This window comes from Mesorhizobium sp. RSR380A (assembly GCF_054719385.1).
The window spans coordinates 3,950,560-3,968,352 of sequence record NZ_JBTTIB010000001.1 but is presented as its reverse complement, the minus strand read 5'-3'; the positions used below and the strand labels follow the sequence as shown (position 1 = coordinate 3,968,352).

The following is a 17,793-nucleotide window of genomic DNA, read 5'->3' as shown; positions in this document are numbered from 1 at the left end:
CTCAATCGGCCGATGAGCGACGCAGAATCCGAATCACGAACCAATGCCACCGAATACACGGTGAGCGAGATTTCCGGCGCGCTGAAGCGTACTGTCGAGGATGTCTTCGGCCATGTGCGGGTGCGCGGCGAAATTTCCGGCTATCGCGGGCCCCACTCTTCCGGCCATGCCTATTTCACGCTGAAGGACGACCGCGCGCGGCTCGATGCCGTGGTCTGGAAAGGCACGATGAGCCGGCTGAAATTCCGCCCCGAAGAGGGGATGGAGGTGATCGCCACCGGCAAACTCACCACCTATCCCGGCAAATCCAACTACCAGATCGTCATCGACAATCTCGAGCCGGCGGGCGCCGGGGCGCTGATGGCGCTTTTGGAAGAGCGCAAGCGGCGACTGCAGGCCGAAGGGCTGTTCGACACCGGCCGCAAGCGGAGGCTGCCCTTCATGCCGCGCACCATTGGCGTCGTCACCTCGCCGACCGGATCGGTGATCCGTGACATCATCCATCGCATCAAGGACCGCTTTCCGCTGCATGTGCTAGTCTGGCCGGTGAGAGTGCAGGGCGAGACCGCGGGGGCGGAAGTGACGGCGGCCGTCAACGGCTTCAACGCGCTGGCCTGGGATGGCGCGATTGCCCAGCCCGACCTTCTGATCGTGGCGCGCGGCGGCGGCAGCCTTGAGGACCTCTGGGGGTTCAACGATGAAGGGCTGGCGCGCGCCGTCGCCGCCTCGCGCATCCCGGTGATTTCGGCCGTCGGCCACGAGACCGACTGGACCTTGATCGATCTCGTCGCCGACATGCGCGCACCGACGCCGACAGGTGCGGCGGAGATCGCGGTGCCGGTGAAAGCGGACCTCGAAGCGACACTAGCCAGTCTTGGCGCACGTCTCAAAGCAGCCACCTTGCGCAATTTCGAACGCAAGCGGCAGGCTTCACGTGCGGCGGCCCGCGCGCTGCCCTCGCCCGACCAGTTGCTGGCGCTGCCGCGACGGCGGCTGGACGAGGCGGCCAGCCGGCTAAGCCGGGGGCTGATGGTCTCCACCGAAAGAAAGCAAGCTCGGTTCTTCGCCGTGAAGCTCACTCCGGCAACGCTGTCGCGGCGGATTGCCGAGGCGCGACGCACCAACGACCGCAACCTTTTGCGCGCCCAAGGGGCGCTGCGCGCATTGGCGAGAGCCCGGCGCGCGGAGTTGAATCGTGCGGCGGATCAGTTGCCAAAATGTGCGAAAGCATCCCTGCAACGGCACAGGCAGCAACTGGCTTTGCTGCAAGGCCGCATTACGATCGAGCCAACGGCACGGCGGCAAACCGTGCAGAGGGATCTTCTGACAGCTTTGACGAGACGCGGCACGCAAGCGGTACTGCTCAGGCTGGAGCGACTGCGCGGCCGCATCGTCCAATCCGAGAGGCTGATGGCGACGCTGTCGCACAAGGCTGTGCTGGCCCGCGGCTTCGCGCTGGTCAAGGATGCCGAGGGCGCGGTGATCAAACTGGCAGTTGATGTGGCGCCGGGCGCTGGCCTGCAGCTGGAGTTCGCCGACGGCATCGTAAATGCAGTCGCGACCGGCGACGCCGAGCGGGTGCAGGCCGTTGCCAAACCAGCGGCCACGCCGCCCGCCAGCAAACCCGCTGCAAAGCCGACGGCCAGCAAACCGAAAGAGCCGGGCAATCAGGGCTCGCTTTTTTAGAGGACCGCATGACCGGACATGACCCGCATCTTCAAACGCCGGCTGGCAAGCCGCGCGCGCGTGCTTTCGGCATTGCCTTCGAGGGCACGCCGGGCGGCTTCAACGCCATCACCGATGTGCCCGGCGTATCGGTCGGCTATGCGACGCTGATTTCCGGCGAGGGTCTGCTCAAGGTTGGCACGGGGCCGGTGCGCACCGGCGTCACCGCCATCCTGCCGCGGCCGTTGGCTGAGCTCGCCACGCCGGTGTTTGCCGGTGTCTTCAGCCAGAACGGCAATGGCGAGTTGACGGGGTCGCACATTATCGAGGAAGTCGGCGCCTTCAACCTGCCCGTCACGATCACCAACACGCATTCCTGCGGCGTTACCCGCGACGGCACGCTGCGCTGGATGCATCGCGTGCTGTCGGCGGCGCTCGACAGCGGCTGGGGCCTGCCGGTTGCGGCGGAGACCTATGATGGTTTCCTCAACGACATCAACGGTCATCACGTCGGCTTCGAACATGTCGAAGCCGCGCTCGACGGTGCCGCCGGTGGAGCGATCGAGGAAGGCAGTGTCGGCGGCGGCACCGGCATGATTGCCTTTGGCTTCAAGGCCGGCTCGGGCACGGCATCGCGCATCGTCGAGTGGCAGGGCATCAGGCATACGGTCGGCGTATTCGTGCAGGCGAATTTCGGCAAGCGGCGCAATTTCACACTGCGCGGCGCCCGCGTCGGGCCCGATCTGGTAGAGCCGGCGATGCGCGAAGGCACGCCGCGTGCCGAAAAGGGCTCGATCATCGCCATCGTCGCCACCGATGCGCCATTTCTGCCCCACCAGATGAAGCGGCTGGCAAAGCGCGTGCCGCTCGGCATCGCCATGACAGGCGGCTTCGGCTACCACAGTTCGGGCGACATTTTTCTGGCCTTCACCACCGCCAATCCGCAAGCAGCACTTGCACCGTCGGGACGAACCGCAAACGCGGCTTACATCCCGGACGTCGATATCGATCCGTTCTTCGATGCGGTGGCGCAAGGCGTAGAGGAGGCGATCCTCAATGCAATGGTCGCCAATGAGGATATGAGCGGACGCGACGGCAATTTCGTGCCGGCGCTGCCGAAGGCCTGGCTGAAAGATCGATTTGGATAGAGGACAAGGCCTGGCGGCGCCAGGCCTGTTGCGTCACGGCTTGGCCGCGTTGCTCTGGTCGGCCTCGGCCGCCTCTTCGAGCCGCGATGCGATCAGTTCCTGGATGTCGCCGACTTCTTCCTGGATATCTTCGAGCGGAATGCCGACCTCAGCGGCCTTGGCGGCGCACTCCTTGGCGAGGGTCTCGGCCTGCTTCTCGATCTTTACCGGCGAGTGCTGGCAGTGGACCTTTTCACCGATCCATCCGCGCAAGAACTCGATCGCATGTTCACTCATACTGCTTTTCCCTGGCGGCTATGCCGGTTGGTAACCGTAAACGTCCGCACCCGGTAAAGGATGCATGCTGCCATTCGAACCGAGTCGGCTTCGCCCGGCAAGTTGATCTTGTCCGAGGTCCGAAGAGCCGAATGAAGGGAAGGGTTCAAGGAGCACGTTCTGATTGTTTGATAGATGGTACGTTGGCCGGGATCGGCTTCGGCTCTATGCTGTTGTTCTTACGATCTTTTCCTGCTGTCGACGGCCGATTTGTATCACAATAGGGATCACAACGCGTAACACATTTTCTGCTGCTTCGTGGTACACAGCCACAGCTACACGGTCGAAGCCGCCGCTATATAGTGACATCATTATGCGATGTCGACTCTATCAGCCATCCTGCTTCTTTCCGCCGCGCTGTGTCAAACGTCATCCCCGTCCAGTATGGAGATTGGATGGCCCCGGAGGGCGTATGAAGATGTTGATTTTATTGCGTTTCGTGAGCCAAAATCAGAAAGCTCTCGTCAGCGTCACCCCGCTCGACTGCCTCCGCCACACTCAGCGCCTCCGACGTCGATTCCTTGCACGTAACGCGCGGGCCGGATGAACGACAACATTGGCGCTTTGGCAGCGCGCTCCTGCTAAGGACGATGTCTCGATGCGACAAGCTCTGCCTTGCGCTGCGCCGTCTCCAGACCGATTGCGATGAAGGCGCGCGCATGCCGGGCCAGTTCCATATTGTCGGCCCACAGATTGCGCCAGATCGCGGTCTTCCGTGACAGGTTCTCGTCGACGATCTTCGACGAGAAGGATTCAAAGCTGAGGTCGTCCCTATAGCCGATTGCGGTCAGCGCATCGAAGATGGCGGCAAAGTCGATATTGCCGGTGCCGAGGAAACCGCGATGGCTCTCGCCGATATGGACATAACCGATCTTGTCAGCGGCATGGCGGATAGCCAATCCGACATCGGCCTCCTCGATATTCATGTGGAAGGTATCGAGATGCAGGAAGATGTTGTCGGAGCCGGTGTCCGCGATGAAGGCCAGGCCTTGTGAAGCGGTGTTGAGCAGATTGCTTTCGAAGCGATTGACGATCTCCAGATTGAGCGTGACGCCGGCGGACTTGGCCGTCTCCGCAACCTTCGCAAGTGTCCCCGCGCTGCGGTTCCACTGATCGCGCGTCGGCGCCTGCGTCTGCAAGCCGTGGCTGGTACTGAGGATGCCGCCAATTTTCTGGCCGCCGAGATCGCGGGTGAGCGCGATCGTCTCGTTGAGGATCTCGACGCCGCGCGCGGCAACCGCCTTGTCGGCACTCGAAATGTCGCCGTCCGCCGGCAGGCCGATGCTGATCGCGACGCCGAGCTTGAGGTCGGCGATGCGCCTGGCCAACCCGCCAACGTCGACATTGGCGGGGTCAAGATAGGAGAACTCGATCAGGTCGAAGCCGGCCTCTCTGGTCTTGGCCAGCGTGCGTTCGAGGTCGCCTTGCGCCGAACTCGCCGACCAGACGAAGGAATGAATACCGATGCGCGACATGATCGTCTCCCGTTTCTGGAATTGAGATGCGGCCGGGTTGCCCCGGCCGCATCGGCCTTGGGAGGCTTAGCGGGCCGCGGTCCAGCCCTTGTAGTCTTTCAGGTTCTCGGCCGTGATCAGCTTCGGGTCGAGCAGCACGGTCGGCTCCGCCGGCTTCTTGCCGGCAAGCAGCTCAGCCGCCATCGTCAGCGACTGGCCAGCCATCACGTAGGGATCCTGCGAAGCCGAGGCCTTGATCATCGAGGTGCCGGAAGCGAGTTCCTTCTCGATATCGGGAGCGCCATCCACTGCGGTGAAGATGAACTCCGAGCGATTGAGCTGCTTGGCCGCAAGCTGGGCGCCGATCGCCGTCGGATCGTTGATGGCAAACACCGCATCGATCTTGTCGAAGCGGGTGAGCAGCGACTGGAAGACCTTCAGGCCGCCGTCGCGCGAGCCTTCGGCATTCTGGTCGTCGGAGAGGATCTTGATGTCGGGGTGTTTTGCAAGGACGTCCTTGCAGCCCTTCACCCGCTCCAGGATCGACGACGACGCCGGGCCGTTGAGGATAACGTAGTCGCCCTTGCCGCCGGTGTGGTCGACCAGATACTGGCAGGCCTCTTCGCCGGCCTTGACGTTGTTGGTCATCACGGTGACGTCGGCGCCTGGCGCCGAGACGTCGAAGGCGGCAACGACGATGCCCGCTGCTTGCGCCTTCTTCACCGCCGGGCCGATCGCCTTGGCATCGACCGCATTGAGCATGATCACGTCGACCCCGGCGGCGATGAAGGAATCGACCTGAGAGACCTGCTTGTTGAGGTCGTAGTCGGCCGACACTGACGTCACCTCGACCTTCGGGTTGATCTTCTTGGCCGCGTCCTCGATGCCCTTGATGGTGGCGACGAAGAAGGGGTTGCCGAGCAGGCCGACCGAGATGCCGACCTTGTTGAGGTCCTTGGCCGATGCGGGCGCGATGGCGGCAGCCGCGAGTGCGACGCCGCAGAGCAGTTTAGCGATGGTCTTCATTGCTTTCCTCCAATTGCCCCGCGCCTCTCACGGTGCGTTACCACAAACCGGTCGTTTACGCCGGCGACCAAGGTCAATCACGTTCTCGCTCCTGCCTGGAGCCTGTAGCGGTCGAGGGCGACTGCCACGATGATGACCAATCCCTTGATGATGTACTGCCAGATGTCCGAGACACCGGCTAAGATAAGCCCGTTGGAGAGCACCGCTATGATCAGGCCACCGATCAGCGTACCCCAGATCGAGCCGACGCCGCCGACGAAGCTGGTGCCGCCGAGAATGACCGCAGCAATGGCGTCGAGTTCGTAAGACTGCCCAAGCTGCAGCCCGTTGGCCGCATAGAGCCGGGCCGCTGACATGGCGCCGCCAAGGCCGGCCAGCAGGCCGGAAACGCCATAGACAAAGAGCAGCACCAGCGGCACCTTGATGCCGGTCAGCCGCGCCGCTTCGGCATTGCCGCCAACGGCATAGATCCAGGTGCCGAGCACGGTGCGCTTGAGCACCAGCCAGGACAGCACCACGACCGACAAGGCGATGATGACCAGCCACGGAACGCCGAACAGCGAACCGTTGCCGATGAAGTCGAACGGCAGGTCCGAGTTGAACACCGTGGTGTCCTGGCCGAGCAGGCGGGCGACGCCGCGCACAGCGGTCAGCGACCCCAGCGTGACGATGAAGGGCGGCAGTCTGATATAGGCGATCAGCAGCCCGTTGATGACGCCGAAGCCGAGGCCGACGAGAATGGCCGCCGGCACGCCCAGCAGTCCCCAATCAGGCACCAGCGACACCATCACCGCCACCATCGCCGAGGCGGCAAGTATCGAGCCAACGGACAGGTCGATCCCGCCGGTCAGTATGACGAAGGTCATGCCCGCTGCCAGCACGATGTTGATCGACGATTGCTGCATGACGATCAGCAAATTGGTCTGGGTGAAGAAGCGCGCGTTCATCAACTGAAAGCCGACCGCCAGCAGGATCAGGATCGGCAGCATGCCAAGGGCGGCGAAGGCGGTGCGCAACCGCCGGCTCCTGCCGACAGCCTGGCCACTGATCTCGGTCGCCTTGTCGGTCATCCCTTGGCCGCTCCCGTTGCAAGTTCCATGATTGCTTCCTGGCGCTGCGGCTGGTCTTTGGACGCCGTCACCTCGCCGGCGATCGTGCCGTCGCGCATTACCAGCACGCGGTCGGCGACGCCGATCACCTCCGGCAGTTCGCTGGAGATCATCAGGATGGCGATGCCCTTTTTGGCGAGATTGTCGATCAGCCGGTAGATTTCCGACTTCGCTCCGACATCGACGCCGCGCGTCGGTTCATCCAGGATGACCACTTGCGGCTCGGTCTCGAGCAGGCGGGCAAGCAACACTTTCTGCTGGTTGCCGCCCGACAGCGAACCGGCATTGGCCTGTACCGACCTGGTGCGGATGGAGAGATCCGAAACGGCCGTGGCAGCACGTCTCTCGGCGGCTTTGAAATCCCGCAAGCCGCCGGGCCGCGCATCCCTGGCCAGCACGCCCATGCTGATGTTGTCGGATATCGACATGTCGAGGAACAGGCCGAGCTCCTTGCGGTCCTCGGTGAGATAGGCGATGCCGGCATTCAGTGCCTCGCTTGGCGAGCCGATGGTTACTGGCTTGCCGTCGAGTTCCAGCGTGCCGGCGATGCGTCTGTCGGCACCGAAGATCAGTCGCGCGAGTTCGGTGCGGCCCGAGCCGACAAGGCCAGCCAGAGCCAGCACCTCGCCCTTGTACAGTTCGAAGGAGCAGTTCTTCAGGAGATTGCCGTCCGCCATGCCGCGCACCGACAAGGCGACCGCGCGCTTGCTGTCCGGCGGGCGATGATCCTTCCTGTAAAAAGCCGACAGGTCGCGGCCAACCATCATCGAGACGAGGCGCGAGGCGTTCAGCTCGGCGCGCTCGAGTGTGCCGACATAGCCGCTGTCGCGCAGCACGCTGACACGGTCGGCCAACTGGTAGACCTCTTCCATGCGGTGGCTGATGTAGATGATGGCGATGCCTTGCGACTTCAGCGTCGCGATGACCTCGAACAGACGGTCGGTCTCGCGCGAGGTCAGCGAGGTGGTTGGCTCGTCCATGACAATGATGCGCGCGCTGGTCGAAAGCGCGCGGGCGATTTCGACCAGCTGACGCTCGCCGAGCGACAGGCTGGAAACCTGGGCCCGTGCGGAGAAGGACACGCCGAGACGCTTGATGATCTCATTGCTGCGCCGGTAGCACTGGTCGCGGTCGACGATGCCGAAACGCCTCGGCTCATTGCCGAGGAAGATGTTCTGCGCGACCGTCAGGTTGGGCGCCAGCGACAGTTCCTGATAGATAACCGCAATGCCGTGAGCCCGCGCCTTGATCGGGTCGCCGGTGGCGACCGGCACGCCGTCAATCAGTATCTCGCCGCCGGCATCAGGCCGATAGGCGCCGGACAGCACCTTCATCAAAGTCGACTTGCCGGCACCGTTTTCACCCATCAGCGCATGGACTTCTCCGGCATGGACGGTCAGCGACACGTCCTGCAAGGCGCGGACTGGCCCGAACGTCTTCGAGATGTGCCGCATTTCCAGCACTGGCTGGCGCGTGACTTCGGCCTGAGCAGCGACGATCACCGTGCGCCTCCCGCTGCCGCGCGGGGGATGCCCTGCTCGCCGATGAGGCCACGCCATGTGTCGCGATATCGGGCAAGTCCGGTGAAGCTTGCGGCACGCACGGGCTCCGGCACTTCCGCGGCAAATTCGCGGCCGACGGTCTCGAAGGCCAGCGCCGCCGCCCCGGTGGCGCTGCCCTCCAGTGTGGCCCCTTGCAGGAAGGCTTGGCTGGGACGCAGTTGCGCCACTAGCCCGGCGAGCAGGCCGCCAGCGTTCAGTCCGCCATCGACGATCACGGTGTTGTCCGAATGGATCTGGTCGAGGCAGAGGTCGACCATCAGCGCGACGTAGAGCAGCGCCACGGCTGCGCGTTCCTCGGCGCTTGGCATGCGGCCGACCAATTTGCCGGCGCGGCCGGGCATTGGGCCGCCCGGCGCGAAGCTCGGCAGCGCCATGCTGCCGGCGTTGATCACCCGCTGCACTGTCGCCGGCGCGATCGCGCCTTGCCAGCCGTCGCTGATCGTGGCGAATTCGCGCCCGCCCATAAAGCGGATGGTCGGCACAGGGCCGCCGTCGACATCGACATTGACCAGCATGTCGCGCTGGCCATCGAGCGCGTCGAGCAGGCAATCCGGATTAAGCACGACCACCCAGGTGCCGGTCGAGACGACGGTGACCGGGCCAAGCTCCTGCCGGCGATAGGCATGGAGCGCGGCATTGCTGTCATGGACACCATTGTGGATGGCGATCCGCCGCTTCGTATCGCCGAGGCGTTGCTCGCCGACAACCGAGCCCGCCCGCTCGAAAGCGGGCATCCGGTCGCGCCAGCCCTCAATGTCGACCAGCGAACTGAAGTCGCGCTTGCGCGGCGCCCATAAATGCGAGTGGCAGCCGAGATAGGACACTTCCGAGACCGCCCGGCCGCCAAACCGCCAGCTCCAGTATTGTGGATAGCCGAGGATCGATTTCGCGGCCGTGAATGCACCGGGTTGCACCGCCTGTAGCCACAGCATGTGGCGACCGTAGTTGAAGCCGAGCGGCAATCGCGGCGAGAAGGTCTCGGTGAAATCCGGAACGAGGCGATCAATTTGCGCGGCAATATCAGCCGGCGGCTCTTGCTCGTAATCGAGTATCGGATGCGTCAGCGCCGCCTCGTCGACCAGGGCAAAGGTGCAGCCATGGCCCGACACCATCACGCCCTCTACGCCATGGATGTCGGCGGCCTCGCTTACGGCGCGAACCGCCCAATCGTGAAGTGCTGCCTCATCAAGCACGCTGAAGCCATCTTTGCGCATCCAGTTCGGCCGGGTCCGGCGCTCGTCGACGATGCGCCCGTCCTGAGCGAAGACGAACAGCTTCGAATTGGTCTTGCCGAAATCGAGGACGGCCATCTTCACTGGATGGCTCCCGAAGCCGAGGCGACGCGCACCATGACGCCCGCGTCTTCCAGCATGCGCGCGTCGACGTCGGACAGGCCGTCATCGGTCACCAGCGTGCCGATGCGCGACAAGGGCAGCGCGATGTTACGGGCGTGGATCGACAGTTTGCGGCTGTCGGCCAGCACCACGATCTGGTCGGCACACAGGCTGAGATCGGCGATGGAGCGGACCAGCAGCGGGTGCGATTCCAGCACGCCCTCCTGGCCAAGGCCTTGCGCGCCGAGAAAGAACTTCGATGCGTAGAACGGCTCCGCCTGGGTCGGTGAATGGATGATGCCCGGCTCACGATGCAGATCGCCGCCGGCAACGGTCAGGCTGCAATGGCCGTGGTCGCTCAGATAGGCCGCGAGCGGCATCGAATTGGTATAGAGACGGATGCTGCGCTCAGCCAGCTTGACCCCAAGGTGGAAGCAGGTCGAACCGCCATGCACGATGACCGCATCGCCGTCGCGCACCATCGTGGCCGCGAGAGCGGCGATCTGCCGCTTGGCCTCGACCGCGAGGTCGCGGTTCTCGTCATAGGGTCTGGCATAGGCAACACCCGCCTGTGAAGCGCCGTCGAGCGCCGAGATGCCGCCATAGACCTTCCGTGCTTCACCGGCCTCGTCGATCTTGTCGATGTCGCGCCGCACCGTCGCCGCCGACACGCCGAGCTGCTCCTGCAGTTCGCGCACCGACGCGAAGGGACGATCCCGCAGCAACTCGACGATCTGACGCTGGCGGCCGGAGTCGCTCAATCGTTTTCCTCCCGGAAGCCGTTTTTGCCACGGCATTTGACGTAACTTACTCAACATCTTTCCGATTGCAAGAACCTTTGATGACATTAGATCACTATTGACGTAAGTCGCTCGCATCTGCGATACACATCAACATCCCACGACGGGTATCCGAAGCTGCGAGGCTGGCGGGGCTGATAGAGGAAATGCGCCATGGCGACCTATGCGGATGCGCAGGAAATGGCTGCCTTGCGGGCGCTTTCGGCCAGCATCGGGCGCAGCCCAAACCTGACCCAGGCCGCCGGCGGCAACACCTCGCTGAAAGCCGGCGACACGCTGTGGATCAAGGCTTCCGGCACATGGCTGAAGGATGCGCTCTCCGAAGACATCATGGTGCCGGTGGCGATGGCGCCGCTGCTCAGGGCTGTCGAACAGCGCGACAGCGCCGCCGACCAGCCGCAGATCTTCGCTATCGAGACGCTCAACGCCCGGCGCCTGCGCCCTTCGATTGAAACCACCGTTCACGCGCTGATGCCGCAGCGCGTCGTCCTGCATGTCCATTGCGTCGAAACCATTTCGCTGGCGGTACAGGCCAATTGCGAGGTGGAAGCCGCCAGACGCCTTGATGGTCTCAAATGGGCGTATGTTCCTTATTTCCGGCCAGGCCTGCCGCTTGCCCAGGGTATTGCCGAGCGGCTTCAGGCTGGGGTCGACGTGCTGATCCTTGCCAATCACGGGCTGGTCGTCGCGGCCGATACCGTCGCCGAGGCCGAAGTGCTGCTGCGCCGCGTCACGCTGCTTCTGGCGCGGCCGGCGCGCCAAGTGGCGGAACCGGATGTTGCGGGATTGGCGGCGCTGGCCGGGAAAACCGGTTACAGGCTGCCGGCGGAAATCGAGGCGCACGCGGTCGCCATCGATCCCGAAAGCCGCCGCATGGCGTCGGGGGGCAGCCTCTACCCCGATCACGTCATCTTTCTGGGTCGGGGGTCGGTGGTGGCAAAGCCCGGTGAGGATGTGCCGCGCGTCATCGAGCGGTGCGGTGCAAAGCCCGTGGCGATCCTGTTTCCCGGGCTGGGCGTGCTGATGCGCGGCGACGCCAGTGCCGGCGCCGACGCCATGCAACGCTGCCTTGCCGACGTGATGGCACGCATCGACATTGCAGCGCGGCTGAACTACCTCACCGCCGCCGAGAACGATGAACTGGTCAACTGGGACGCCGAGAAGTATCGCCAGAAACTCAATGCCGCCAGCCGCTGACACGCCGCTTGCCATAGGCATCGACATCGGCACGTCCGGCGCGCGCGCGGTCGCCATGCGTCCAGATTTTTCCATTGCCGCGCGTTCCGCCGTTTCGCTCGAGTTGTTTGGCCGGAATGCCCGCGACCCTGCAGTGTGGTGGTCAGCGGTCGGCGCAGCGCTGGCGGAACTGCTTTCGGGCATCGACCGAACAGCGGTCCGGTCGATCGCTGTTGACGGCACTTCAGGTACGTTGCTGCCGGTCGACGGCGCCGGGCGGCCGCTGGCCGAGCCGCTGATGTACAACGATACGGTCGCCGACAACGCCATTCTGGTCGCGATCGCTCGCGAAGCCCCAGCGACCAGTGCCGCACTTGGGGCGACGTCCGGTCTCGCCAAGGCGCTCTGGTTCCAGCGCACGCCCGGTGTTGCCGCGGTGCTGCATCAGGCGGACTGGATCGCGGGACAATTCTCCGGTCGCTTCGATGTCAGCGACGAGAACAATGCCTTGAAAACCGGTTACGACGCCACGGCCCGCTGCTGGCCGGACTGGATTGCGGCGACCGAAATGCGCATGGAATTGCTGCCCGGTGTCGTCAGGCCGGGCGATGTCGTCGGCAAGCTCACCGCAGATGCCGCGGATATGTTCCGCTTACCGCGCGAAATCGCCGTCGTCGGCGGAACGACCGATGGCTGCGCCTCGTTCCTGGCGACAGGTGCCGCGGCAATGGGCGACGGCGTCACCGCGCTGGGGTCGTCGTTGACCGTCAAGATCCTGTCCGACCGGCCTATCTCGGCGCCACGCTTTGGCATCTACAGCCATCGGCTTGGAGATGTCTGGCTGGCGGGCGGCGCATCGAACTCCGGCGGCAAGGTGCTGACACAACATTTCCCTCTGGCGCGCATCGTCGAGCTGAGCATGGCGATCGACCCGATGACCGAGACCGGCCTCGACTACTATCCTCTTGCCACTGCAGGTGAACGCTTTCCGATCGCCGATCCGGCACTGCCGCCGCGTCTTGTGCCGCGACCGGTCGAGGACGCCGACTATCTGAAAGCGATGTTGGAGGGTATCGCCGCGATCGAGGCGCTCGGTTATGACAGGCTCGCAGAGCTCGGCGCGCCGCGGCTGATATCGGTCAGAAGCGTCGGCGGCGGTGCGGCGAATGCCGCCTGGACGGCGATCCGGCAGCGCAGACTTGGTGTTGATTTCCTGCCGGCGCTTTCGGACGAAGCCGCCGCCGGCACGGCGCGGCTGGCGCTGACGGGCGCAAGCGCGGCGGGGCTTCTATGAGCGCGAAAACAGTCGAACACCTCAACGGCGTCAACCAGCTGGCCGAGCGCTATGATTTTTTCCTGCTCGATCAGTTCGGCGTGCTGCATGACGGCACCAGCCCCTATCCAGGGGCAGTGGAAGCACTGTCGGCGCTGAAGCGCGCCGCCAAGACCATTGTGCTGATCTCGAACTCCGGCAAGCGGGCGGGGCCTAACGAGAGCCGGCTGCTAAAGCTCGGCTTCGAACCGGGAAGCTGGGACCATTTTGTTTCTTCCGGCGAGGTCGCGTGGGAGTTCTTCCACGACATGGCGGTATCCGGAAAGCTACTGCCAAACACGAAATGCCTGTTGATGAGCCGCGACGATGACCGCTCGGCGATCGAAGGTCTGCCGTTCGCATTGACCAAGGACGGTGACGATGCCGGGCTGGTGCTGATTTCGGCCAGCGAGGGCGACCGCTATGATCTTGAGCACTACCGCCGACTTCTTGCGCCGGCTGCGGTGCGGCAGGTGCCATGCTTCTGCACCAACCCTGACAAGATCATGCTGACGGCAGTGGGGCCGCGCTTCGGCGCCGGCCGGCTGGCGGATCTCTACGAGGACCTCGGTGGTAGCGTCACGCGTATCGGCAAGCCTTACCCCGCCATATTCGGCGCCGCACTAGCGCTGGCAGGCAATCCAGACCGCGGCACTGTGGTCTGCGTCGGCGACAGTGTCGAACACGACATCGCCGGCGGACTTGCTGCCGGCGTGGCCACGGTGCTGGTTCTGTCAGGAATATTGGCGGAGACCCCTGACCTGTTCGATCTGTTCGACACGATGGACGCCTACCCGGATTACACCATGGATGGCTTCAGGTTTCGCTGATTTGATTAACCCGGCAGCGCTCGCGCCCGAATCCGGCCTCAACGCCTCGTGGCCACGAGCATTGGCCGGCTGGCTCAAGACTGCCGAACAGCACGGATCCAGTCGAGCCGCGCGGCTGGAATGAGGCCGTAATTGTAGAAATTGACGCCGTCCACACCGGGCGCCAGCGCCGGCTTCACCTTGGCCGCGAGGATGTCGGGGCGGGCCATTTCCGGATAGAACAGCCGGTAGCCGGCGCCGAGGAATTTGTCCGCGCCCAGTGCCGCACGGCCGGCCGCCATCAGGCTGGCGACATCGCCGGCCTGCATGTCGTAGGCGCACAGGATCGCCCCGTCGCACACCTTGCCCAGCGCTGCCAGATCGCAACCGCCAAGCCAGCCGTCTTTCAGATCGATAATGACGACCCGCGTCGTGGGATCGGCTACCTCGCGCAGTTCGGCGACCAGGCTGGTCACTGGCTCGAATCGCCACAAGAGATAGGCATGGAGCTCCGGCCACGGCGCAAAGGCGTCGAGGCCGCAGGCGGGGAAATCGGGAAAGCGCCGCTCAGGCACCGCACGCTCGCAGGTCTCGACGATCCATTGCCTGGTGAGCTTACGCGCCGCCTCGGCATCGATGCCGGCTTTTGCCGCACGGGCGACGCAGGACGGACAGAAGCACAGAGACAAAAGAAAATCGTCTTCCGGCGTCAGCCCGACACCGTCCTTCTCGTGATGGTATTCATGGGCAAAGCCCATGAAGGACGGGCTTTCAAGTTCTATCCGGTCCGGCCGATAGCTGTGCGAGATGTCGGCGATCAGCGCGCGGACATAGGCGCGCGCATCGGGATGGGACGGGCAGAGATTGTAGTAGTTGGCGTCGCCGAAGGCGTTGCGGGTGACGGCCTGCGGATGCAGCATGCCCAGGCGGGTGTTGTGCAGGCAGACCGTCCAGCACGAAACGCCTAGCCCGCCCGCGTCGCGACGGCGGATGAGCTGACCGAGCACGTCGCCGCCCTCGGTGATCACGTCAGCCACCTTGGGTTGGACGGCTAGACTTCCCCAGCGCGCAGCGGTCGGCTTGAAATAGATGGTGCCGTCCTCAGGGAAATAGGCCTTGCGGCGCGGACTGCGCGGCTGCAGGAAGCGCCCGGCATGATAGGATGTCGCCAGGCTGATCATGTTGAGCCCGGCGCGCTCGACAAGATCACGTTCGACCGTCTCCAGGCCGAGATCCTGGATGTCCCAGGGATAGGTCCACATGGACAGTTGCTGCATGGAATATCTCTGCCTTTGGCTCAGCCGTCGACCGGCTCTGCGACCTGCATTAGGCAGTCGCCCGCCTCACACATCGTGTGCAGCCGGCGCGACAGCACCAAGCCGCTTTCGGCGAAATGCAGGGCCTCCTCGGCAACATCGAGCCGCTCGAGATCGTGGTACCAGCCGGCCAATTGTCCTGAAGTGACACTGTCGCCGAGCCTGGCGGCGGGCTCGAACCAGCCGCGGCGGGTGGCATAGAGGCCCTGGCTGTGCCTGGACAGGGACAGCAGCCTTGTCGGCGCCGAAGGCTTTTCGCCTGCGCCAAGGACCGGCGCGCCGACCACACCCATTGCTATCATCAGACGGTCGAGTGCGCGGGCCGTGATCGCCATCGAATCGACCGTTGCGGTGCCACCGCCGCCGAACTCGCCGCTGACGCCGATGGCGCCGGCGCGGCGCGCTGCGCCCATCGAGGTTGGCGAGGCCTGGCCGTTGTCAGCGATAAAGCCGTAGGGCATGCCGAGCATGCGCATCAGCTCGACGCCACGCCGGTGGCGCTCGGGATCGGCGTTGCGTTCAACCAGCGCGGTCGGCAGATGCTCCATCGACGTGCCGCCCGAATGGATATCGAAGACGACGTCGTGACGGGGGAACAGCTCCGTCTCAAGGAAATTGGCGAGCCGGCTTGTCGGCGTTCCCGAGGGATCGCCGGGAAAGGCCCGGTTGAGATTGCCGCCGTCGAGCTGCGAGCAGCGCTTGGCGGCCATCACCGCAGGGGCGTTGGCCATCGGCATGATGGTGATGCGGCCCTTGATCCGCTTCGGATCGAGCCGGCGCGCCAGTTTTGCCAGCGACAGCTCGCCCTCATATTCGTCGCCGTGATTGCCGGCCATCAAAAGCAGTGACGGGCCGTCGCCATTGCGGATGAGGCAGATCGGCACCTTGACCTGAAAGTAGGGCGAGCGATCGATCGAGAACGGAATGCTTAGATGGCTGAGCGTCTTGCCGTCGCGGTCGAAATCGAGCGTGTGGGCGAGGCCGGTGTGCATGGTCAGACCGCCGCGACCGCGGTGATTTCGATGCGCAGATCAGGGTCGGCAAGCCGCGCCTCGACGCAGGCCCGCGCCGGCAGGCGGGCAGGATCGATCCAGGCATCGTAGATGCTGTTCATGGCCTCGAAATCACCGATCTGCGGCAGGAAGATGTTGACCGCCACCAACTTCGACTTGCTGCTGCCGGCCTCGACCAGCAGCGCCTCGACTTTGGCAAGCACGTCGCTGGTCTGGCCTTCGATGCCGGCCTTGCGATCGTTGGCCACCTGGCCGGCTATGTGAACGAGGCCGCCATAGACGACTGCCTGCGACATGCGCGAGCCGGACTGAAAATACTTGATCATATCGGATCCTTTCGAGGTTCTCTTTTTCGGGGATCTGGTCAGCCGAACCAGGTGGGGAAAGCGTGGCGGACGTGGCCGGTCGCGTCGACCCCGAAGATCACACGATAACGGTCGAGGCAGGTGCAGGGGTGCGAGATGCCGAATTCGATGACGTCGCCGACGGCGATGTCGTCGCTCGGCGCAATCGACAGGAAGGCATGCTGGTCGTTGAGCTTGACCACCTCGGCGCGCGCCGCTGGCATCGGCAGCGGCTTCCCGGCGCGGAAGACCGTGAGCAGCGTTGGAAATCCCTGGTCGAACGACACGTCGCGCATCCCCATGCCGCAGATGACGAGGCCGGGCTCAGGCCGCGACAGCACTTCGGCCCACAGGCGTAGCGCAGGGCGAAAGGAATGCCGCGCCGAAGCGCTGATGCCGCCTATGGCAAAACCCTTGCGGGCATCGAGGGCGCCGAGCGAACGGTCATAGGTGCCGTGGTCGTGGAAGAAGATGGCGCCGCTGCGCAGCACCAGCGTTGCGTTGCCGTCGCTGAAAACCTCCGGCGAAAGTGCTTCAACCACTCTGTCGAAGAAGGCGGAGCCGCCGGCTGTGACGATCAGCGGTGCGTCGCCGCCGACGCGGGCACGCAGCCGCAGGAACATGTCGGCGGTCATTGCCAGCAGGCGGGATATCACCTCATCGGTGCGACCGGGCTCGGGTTGCGCCGCCGCCCCTTCATAGGTCGTAACGCCGGCGATCAGCAGCCGCCCGCCGGCAGCCGTGATCGCATCGGCGATAGCCTCGGCTTGCGCGGTGGTGCGGGCGCCCGCCCTGCCCGCACCAAGTTCGACCAGCACGCGCAGCGGCGGCAGCGCCGCATTGGCGCGCCAGGCCTCGGCAAGCGCATTCACGGCGTCGACCGAGTCGGCAAAGACATAGAGCTCGGCATCCGGCCAGGCACCAGCAAGCACCGCCAGCCGGTTGGCGCCGCCGGCTCCGCCAACCTCATTGGCGATGATCAGCCGTGTCAAGCCGGCCTTCAGCATCACTGTCGCTTGCCTGATGTCGGCGACCGTCGTGCCCCATGCGCCGGCCTCGACCAGCGACCGGGCAAGGTCGGGCGCCATCGGCGTCTTGGCATGCGGAGCGATCTCAACATTGTGTTCGCGCGCATAGCGCAGGAACAGGTCGCGATTGACGGAGAAGGCCGCCTCGTCGAGGGTCAGCACCGGAAGCGCCATGCGTCCATCGGCGGGATGCCAGTGCTCGGCCGCGACAAGGCTGCTGTCAAGCCCGGTTGTGCCGGGAGGCACGCCGCGGATGCGGTCGTCGAGCTGAAAATTTTCGTGCACCGAAAGGGCTGGAACCGGTGAGTTTTCAGTCATCCGATGCTAACCCTTTCACCGTCGCAGAACGAAGCCAGAATCGATCGCCGGTCACAGCCTGAGA

The 17,793-nt window shown here is 64.5% G+C and carries 16 protein-coding genes; 5 read left to right on the top strand and 11 right to left on the bottom strand.

Features of this window, described 5'->3' with window-relative positions; genetic code table 11:
* Positions 1-12: 12 nt before the first annotated feature.
* Both xseA and ACYG9Z_RS19095 read left to right on the top strand, forming a co-directional pair.
* Complete coding sequence (gene xseA / locus ACYG9Z_RS19100) at positions 13-1,686, top strand: exodeoxyribonuclease VII large subunit (RefSeq protein WP_023751993.1); 1,674 nt, start codon at positions 13-15, stop codon at positions 1,684-1,686.
* An 8-nt stretch (positions 1,687-1,694) separates the two neighbouring features.
* Entirely contained in the window at positions 1,695-2,813 is a 1,119-nt protein-coding gene (locus tag ACYG9Z_RS19095) for a DmpA family aminopeptidase (protein WP_023751992.1), read from the top strand.
* A 33-nt stretch (positions 2,814-2,846) separates the two neighbouring features.
* On the opposite strand, the gene ACYG9Z_RS19090 is transcribed toward ACYG9Z_RS19095, so the two are convergent.
* The 7 genes from ACYG9Z_RS19090 to ACYG9Z_RS19060 form a co-directional block, all read right to left on the bottom strand.
* Positions 2,847-3,089: a DUF768 domain-containing protein gene (locus ACYG9Z_RS19090; RefSeq protein ID WP_023670565.1), complete on the bottom strand. Its 243-nt coding sequence runs from the start codon at positions 3,087-3,089 to the stop codon at positions 2,847-2,849.
* A gap of 620 nt (positions 3,090-3,709) precedes the next feature.
* On the bottom strand, positions 3,710-4,603 hold the full coding sequence (locus ACYG9Z_RS19085; protein WP_023751991.1) for a sugar phosphate isomerase/epimerase family protein: 894 nt from the start codon (positions 4,601-4,603) through the stop codon (positions 3,710-3,712).
* A gap of 66 nt (positions 4,604-4,669) precedes the next feature.
* On the bottom strand, positions 4,670-5,608 hold the full coding sequence (locus ACYG9Z_RS19080) for an ABC transporter substrate-binding protein (RefSeq protein ID WP_023670567.1): 939 nt from the start codon (positions 5,606-5,608) through the stop codon (positions 4,670-4,672).
* Between the two features lie 77 nt (positions 5,609-5,685).
* Complete coding sequence (locus ACYG9Z_RS19075) at positions 5,686-6,678, bottom strand: ABC transporter permease subunit (protein WP_023751990.1); 993 nt, start codon at positions 6,676-6,678, stop codon at positions 5,686-5,688.
* Complete coding sequence (locus ACYG9Z_RS19070; RefSeq protein WP_050586841.1) at positions 6,675-8,171, bottom strand: sugar ABC transporter ATP-binding protein; 1,497 nt, start codon at positions 8,169-8,171, stop codon at positions 6,675-6,677. The genes ACYG9Z_RS19075 and ACYG9Z_RS19070 overlap by 4 nt, the downstream gene beginning before the upstream one ends.
* A gap of 44 nt (positions 8,172-8,215) precedes the next feature.
* Positions 8,216-9,595 carry an FGGY-family carbohydrate kinase gene (locus tag ACYG9Z_RS19065; protein WP_023695088.1) on the bottom strand — a complete coding sequence of 460 codons (1,380 nt, stop codon included), beginning with the start codon at positions 9,593-9,595 and terminating at the stop codon, positions 8,216-8,218.
* Complete coding sequence (locus ACYG9Z_RS19060) at positions 9,592-10,374, bottom strand: DeoR/GlpR family DNA-binding transcription regulator (RefSeq protein WP_023686810.1); 783 nt, start codon at positions 10,372-10,374, stop codon at positions 9,592-9,594. The genes ACYG9Z_RS19065 and ACYG9Z_RS19060 overlap by 4 nt, the downstream gene beginning before the upstream one ends.
* Positions 10,375-10,566: 192 nt before the next feature.
* Between ACYG9Z_RS19060 and ACYG9Z_RS19055 the strand changes: the two genes are divergently transcribed.
* Genes ACYG9Z_RS19055 through ACYG9Z_RS19045 form a run of 3 tightly spaced genes read left to right on the top strand, consistent with a single transcriptional unit; the run spans position 10,567 to position 13,731 of the window.
* Positions 10,567-11,610 (top strand): class II aldolase/adducin family protein, encoded by a 1,044-nt coding sequence (locus tag ACYG9Z_RS19055; RefSeq protein ID WP_023751988.1) that lies wholly within the window; start codon positions 10,567-10,569, stop codon positions 11,608-11,610.
* A complete protein-coding gene (locus ACYG9Z_RS19050) occupies positions 11,594-12,883 on the top strand; it encodes an FGGY-family carbohydrate kinase (RefSeq protein ID WP_031244093.1) in 1,290 nt (429 codons plus the stop codon). The genes ACYG9Z_RS19055 and ACYG9Z_RS19050 overlap by 17 nt, the downstream gene beginning before the upstream one ends.
* Positions 12,880-13,731: a TIGR01459 family HAD-type hydrolase gene (locus ACYG9Z_RS19045; protein WP_023751986.1), complete on the top strand. Its 852-nt coding sequence runs from the start codon at positions 12,880-12,882 to the stop codon at positions 13,729-13,731. Before ACYG9Z_RS19050 ends, ACYG9Z_RS19045 begins: the two co-directional genes overlap by 4 nt.
* A 74-nt stretch (positions 13,732-13,805) precedes the next feature.
* On the opposite strand, the gene ACYG9Z_RS19040 is transcribed toward ACYG9Z_RS19045, so the two are convergent.
* From ACYG9Z_RS19040 to ACYG9Z_RS19025, 4 genes are read right to left on the bottom strand one after another with little or no spacing between them, the layout of a single operon-like run.
* Complete coding sequence (locus ACYG9Z_RS19040) at positions 13,806-14,987, bottom strand: hypothetical protein (protein ID WP_031198356.1); 1,182 nt, start codon at positions 14,985-14,987, stop codon at positions 13,806-13,808.
* Between the two features lie 20 nt (positions 14,988-15,007).
* Entirely contained in the window at positions 15,008-16,018 is a 1,011-nt protein-coding gene (locus ACYG9Z_RS19035) for a succinylglutamate desuccinylase/aspartoacylase family protein (RefSeq protein WP_023751985.1), read from the bottom strand.
* Positions 16,019-16,020: 2 nt separating this feature from the next.
* Positions 16,021-16,365 (bottom strand): RidA family protein, encoded by a 345-nt coding sequence (locus ACYG9Z_RS19030; protein ID WP_023670576.1) that lies wholly within the window; start codon positions 16,363-16,365, stop codon positions 16,021-16,023.
* A 38-nt stretch (positions 16,366-16,403) separates the two neighbouring features.
* On the bottom strand, positions 16,404-17,729 hold the full coding sequence (locus ACYG9Z_RS19025; protein ID WP_031193247.1) for an alanine racemase: 1,326 nt from the start codon (positions 17,727-17,729) through the stop codon (positions 16,404-16,406).
* Positions 17,730-17,793 lie beyond the last annotated feature (64 nt).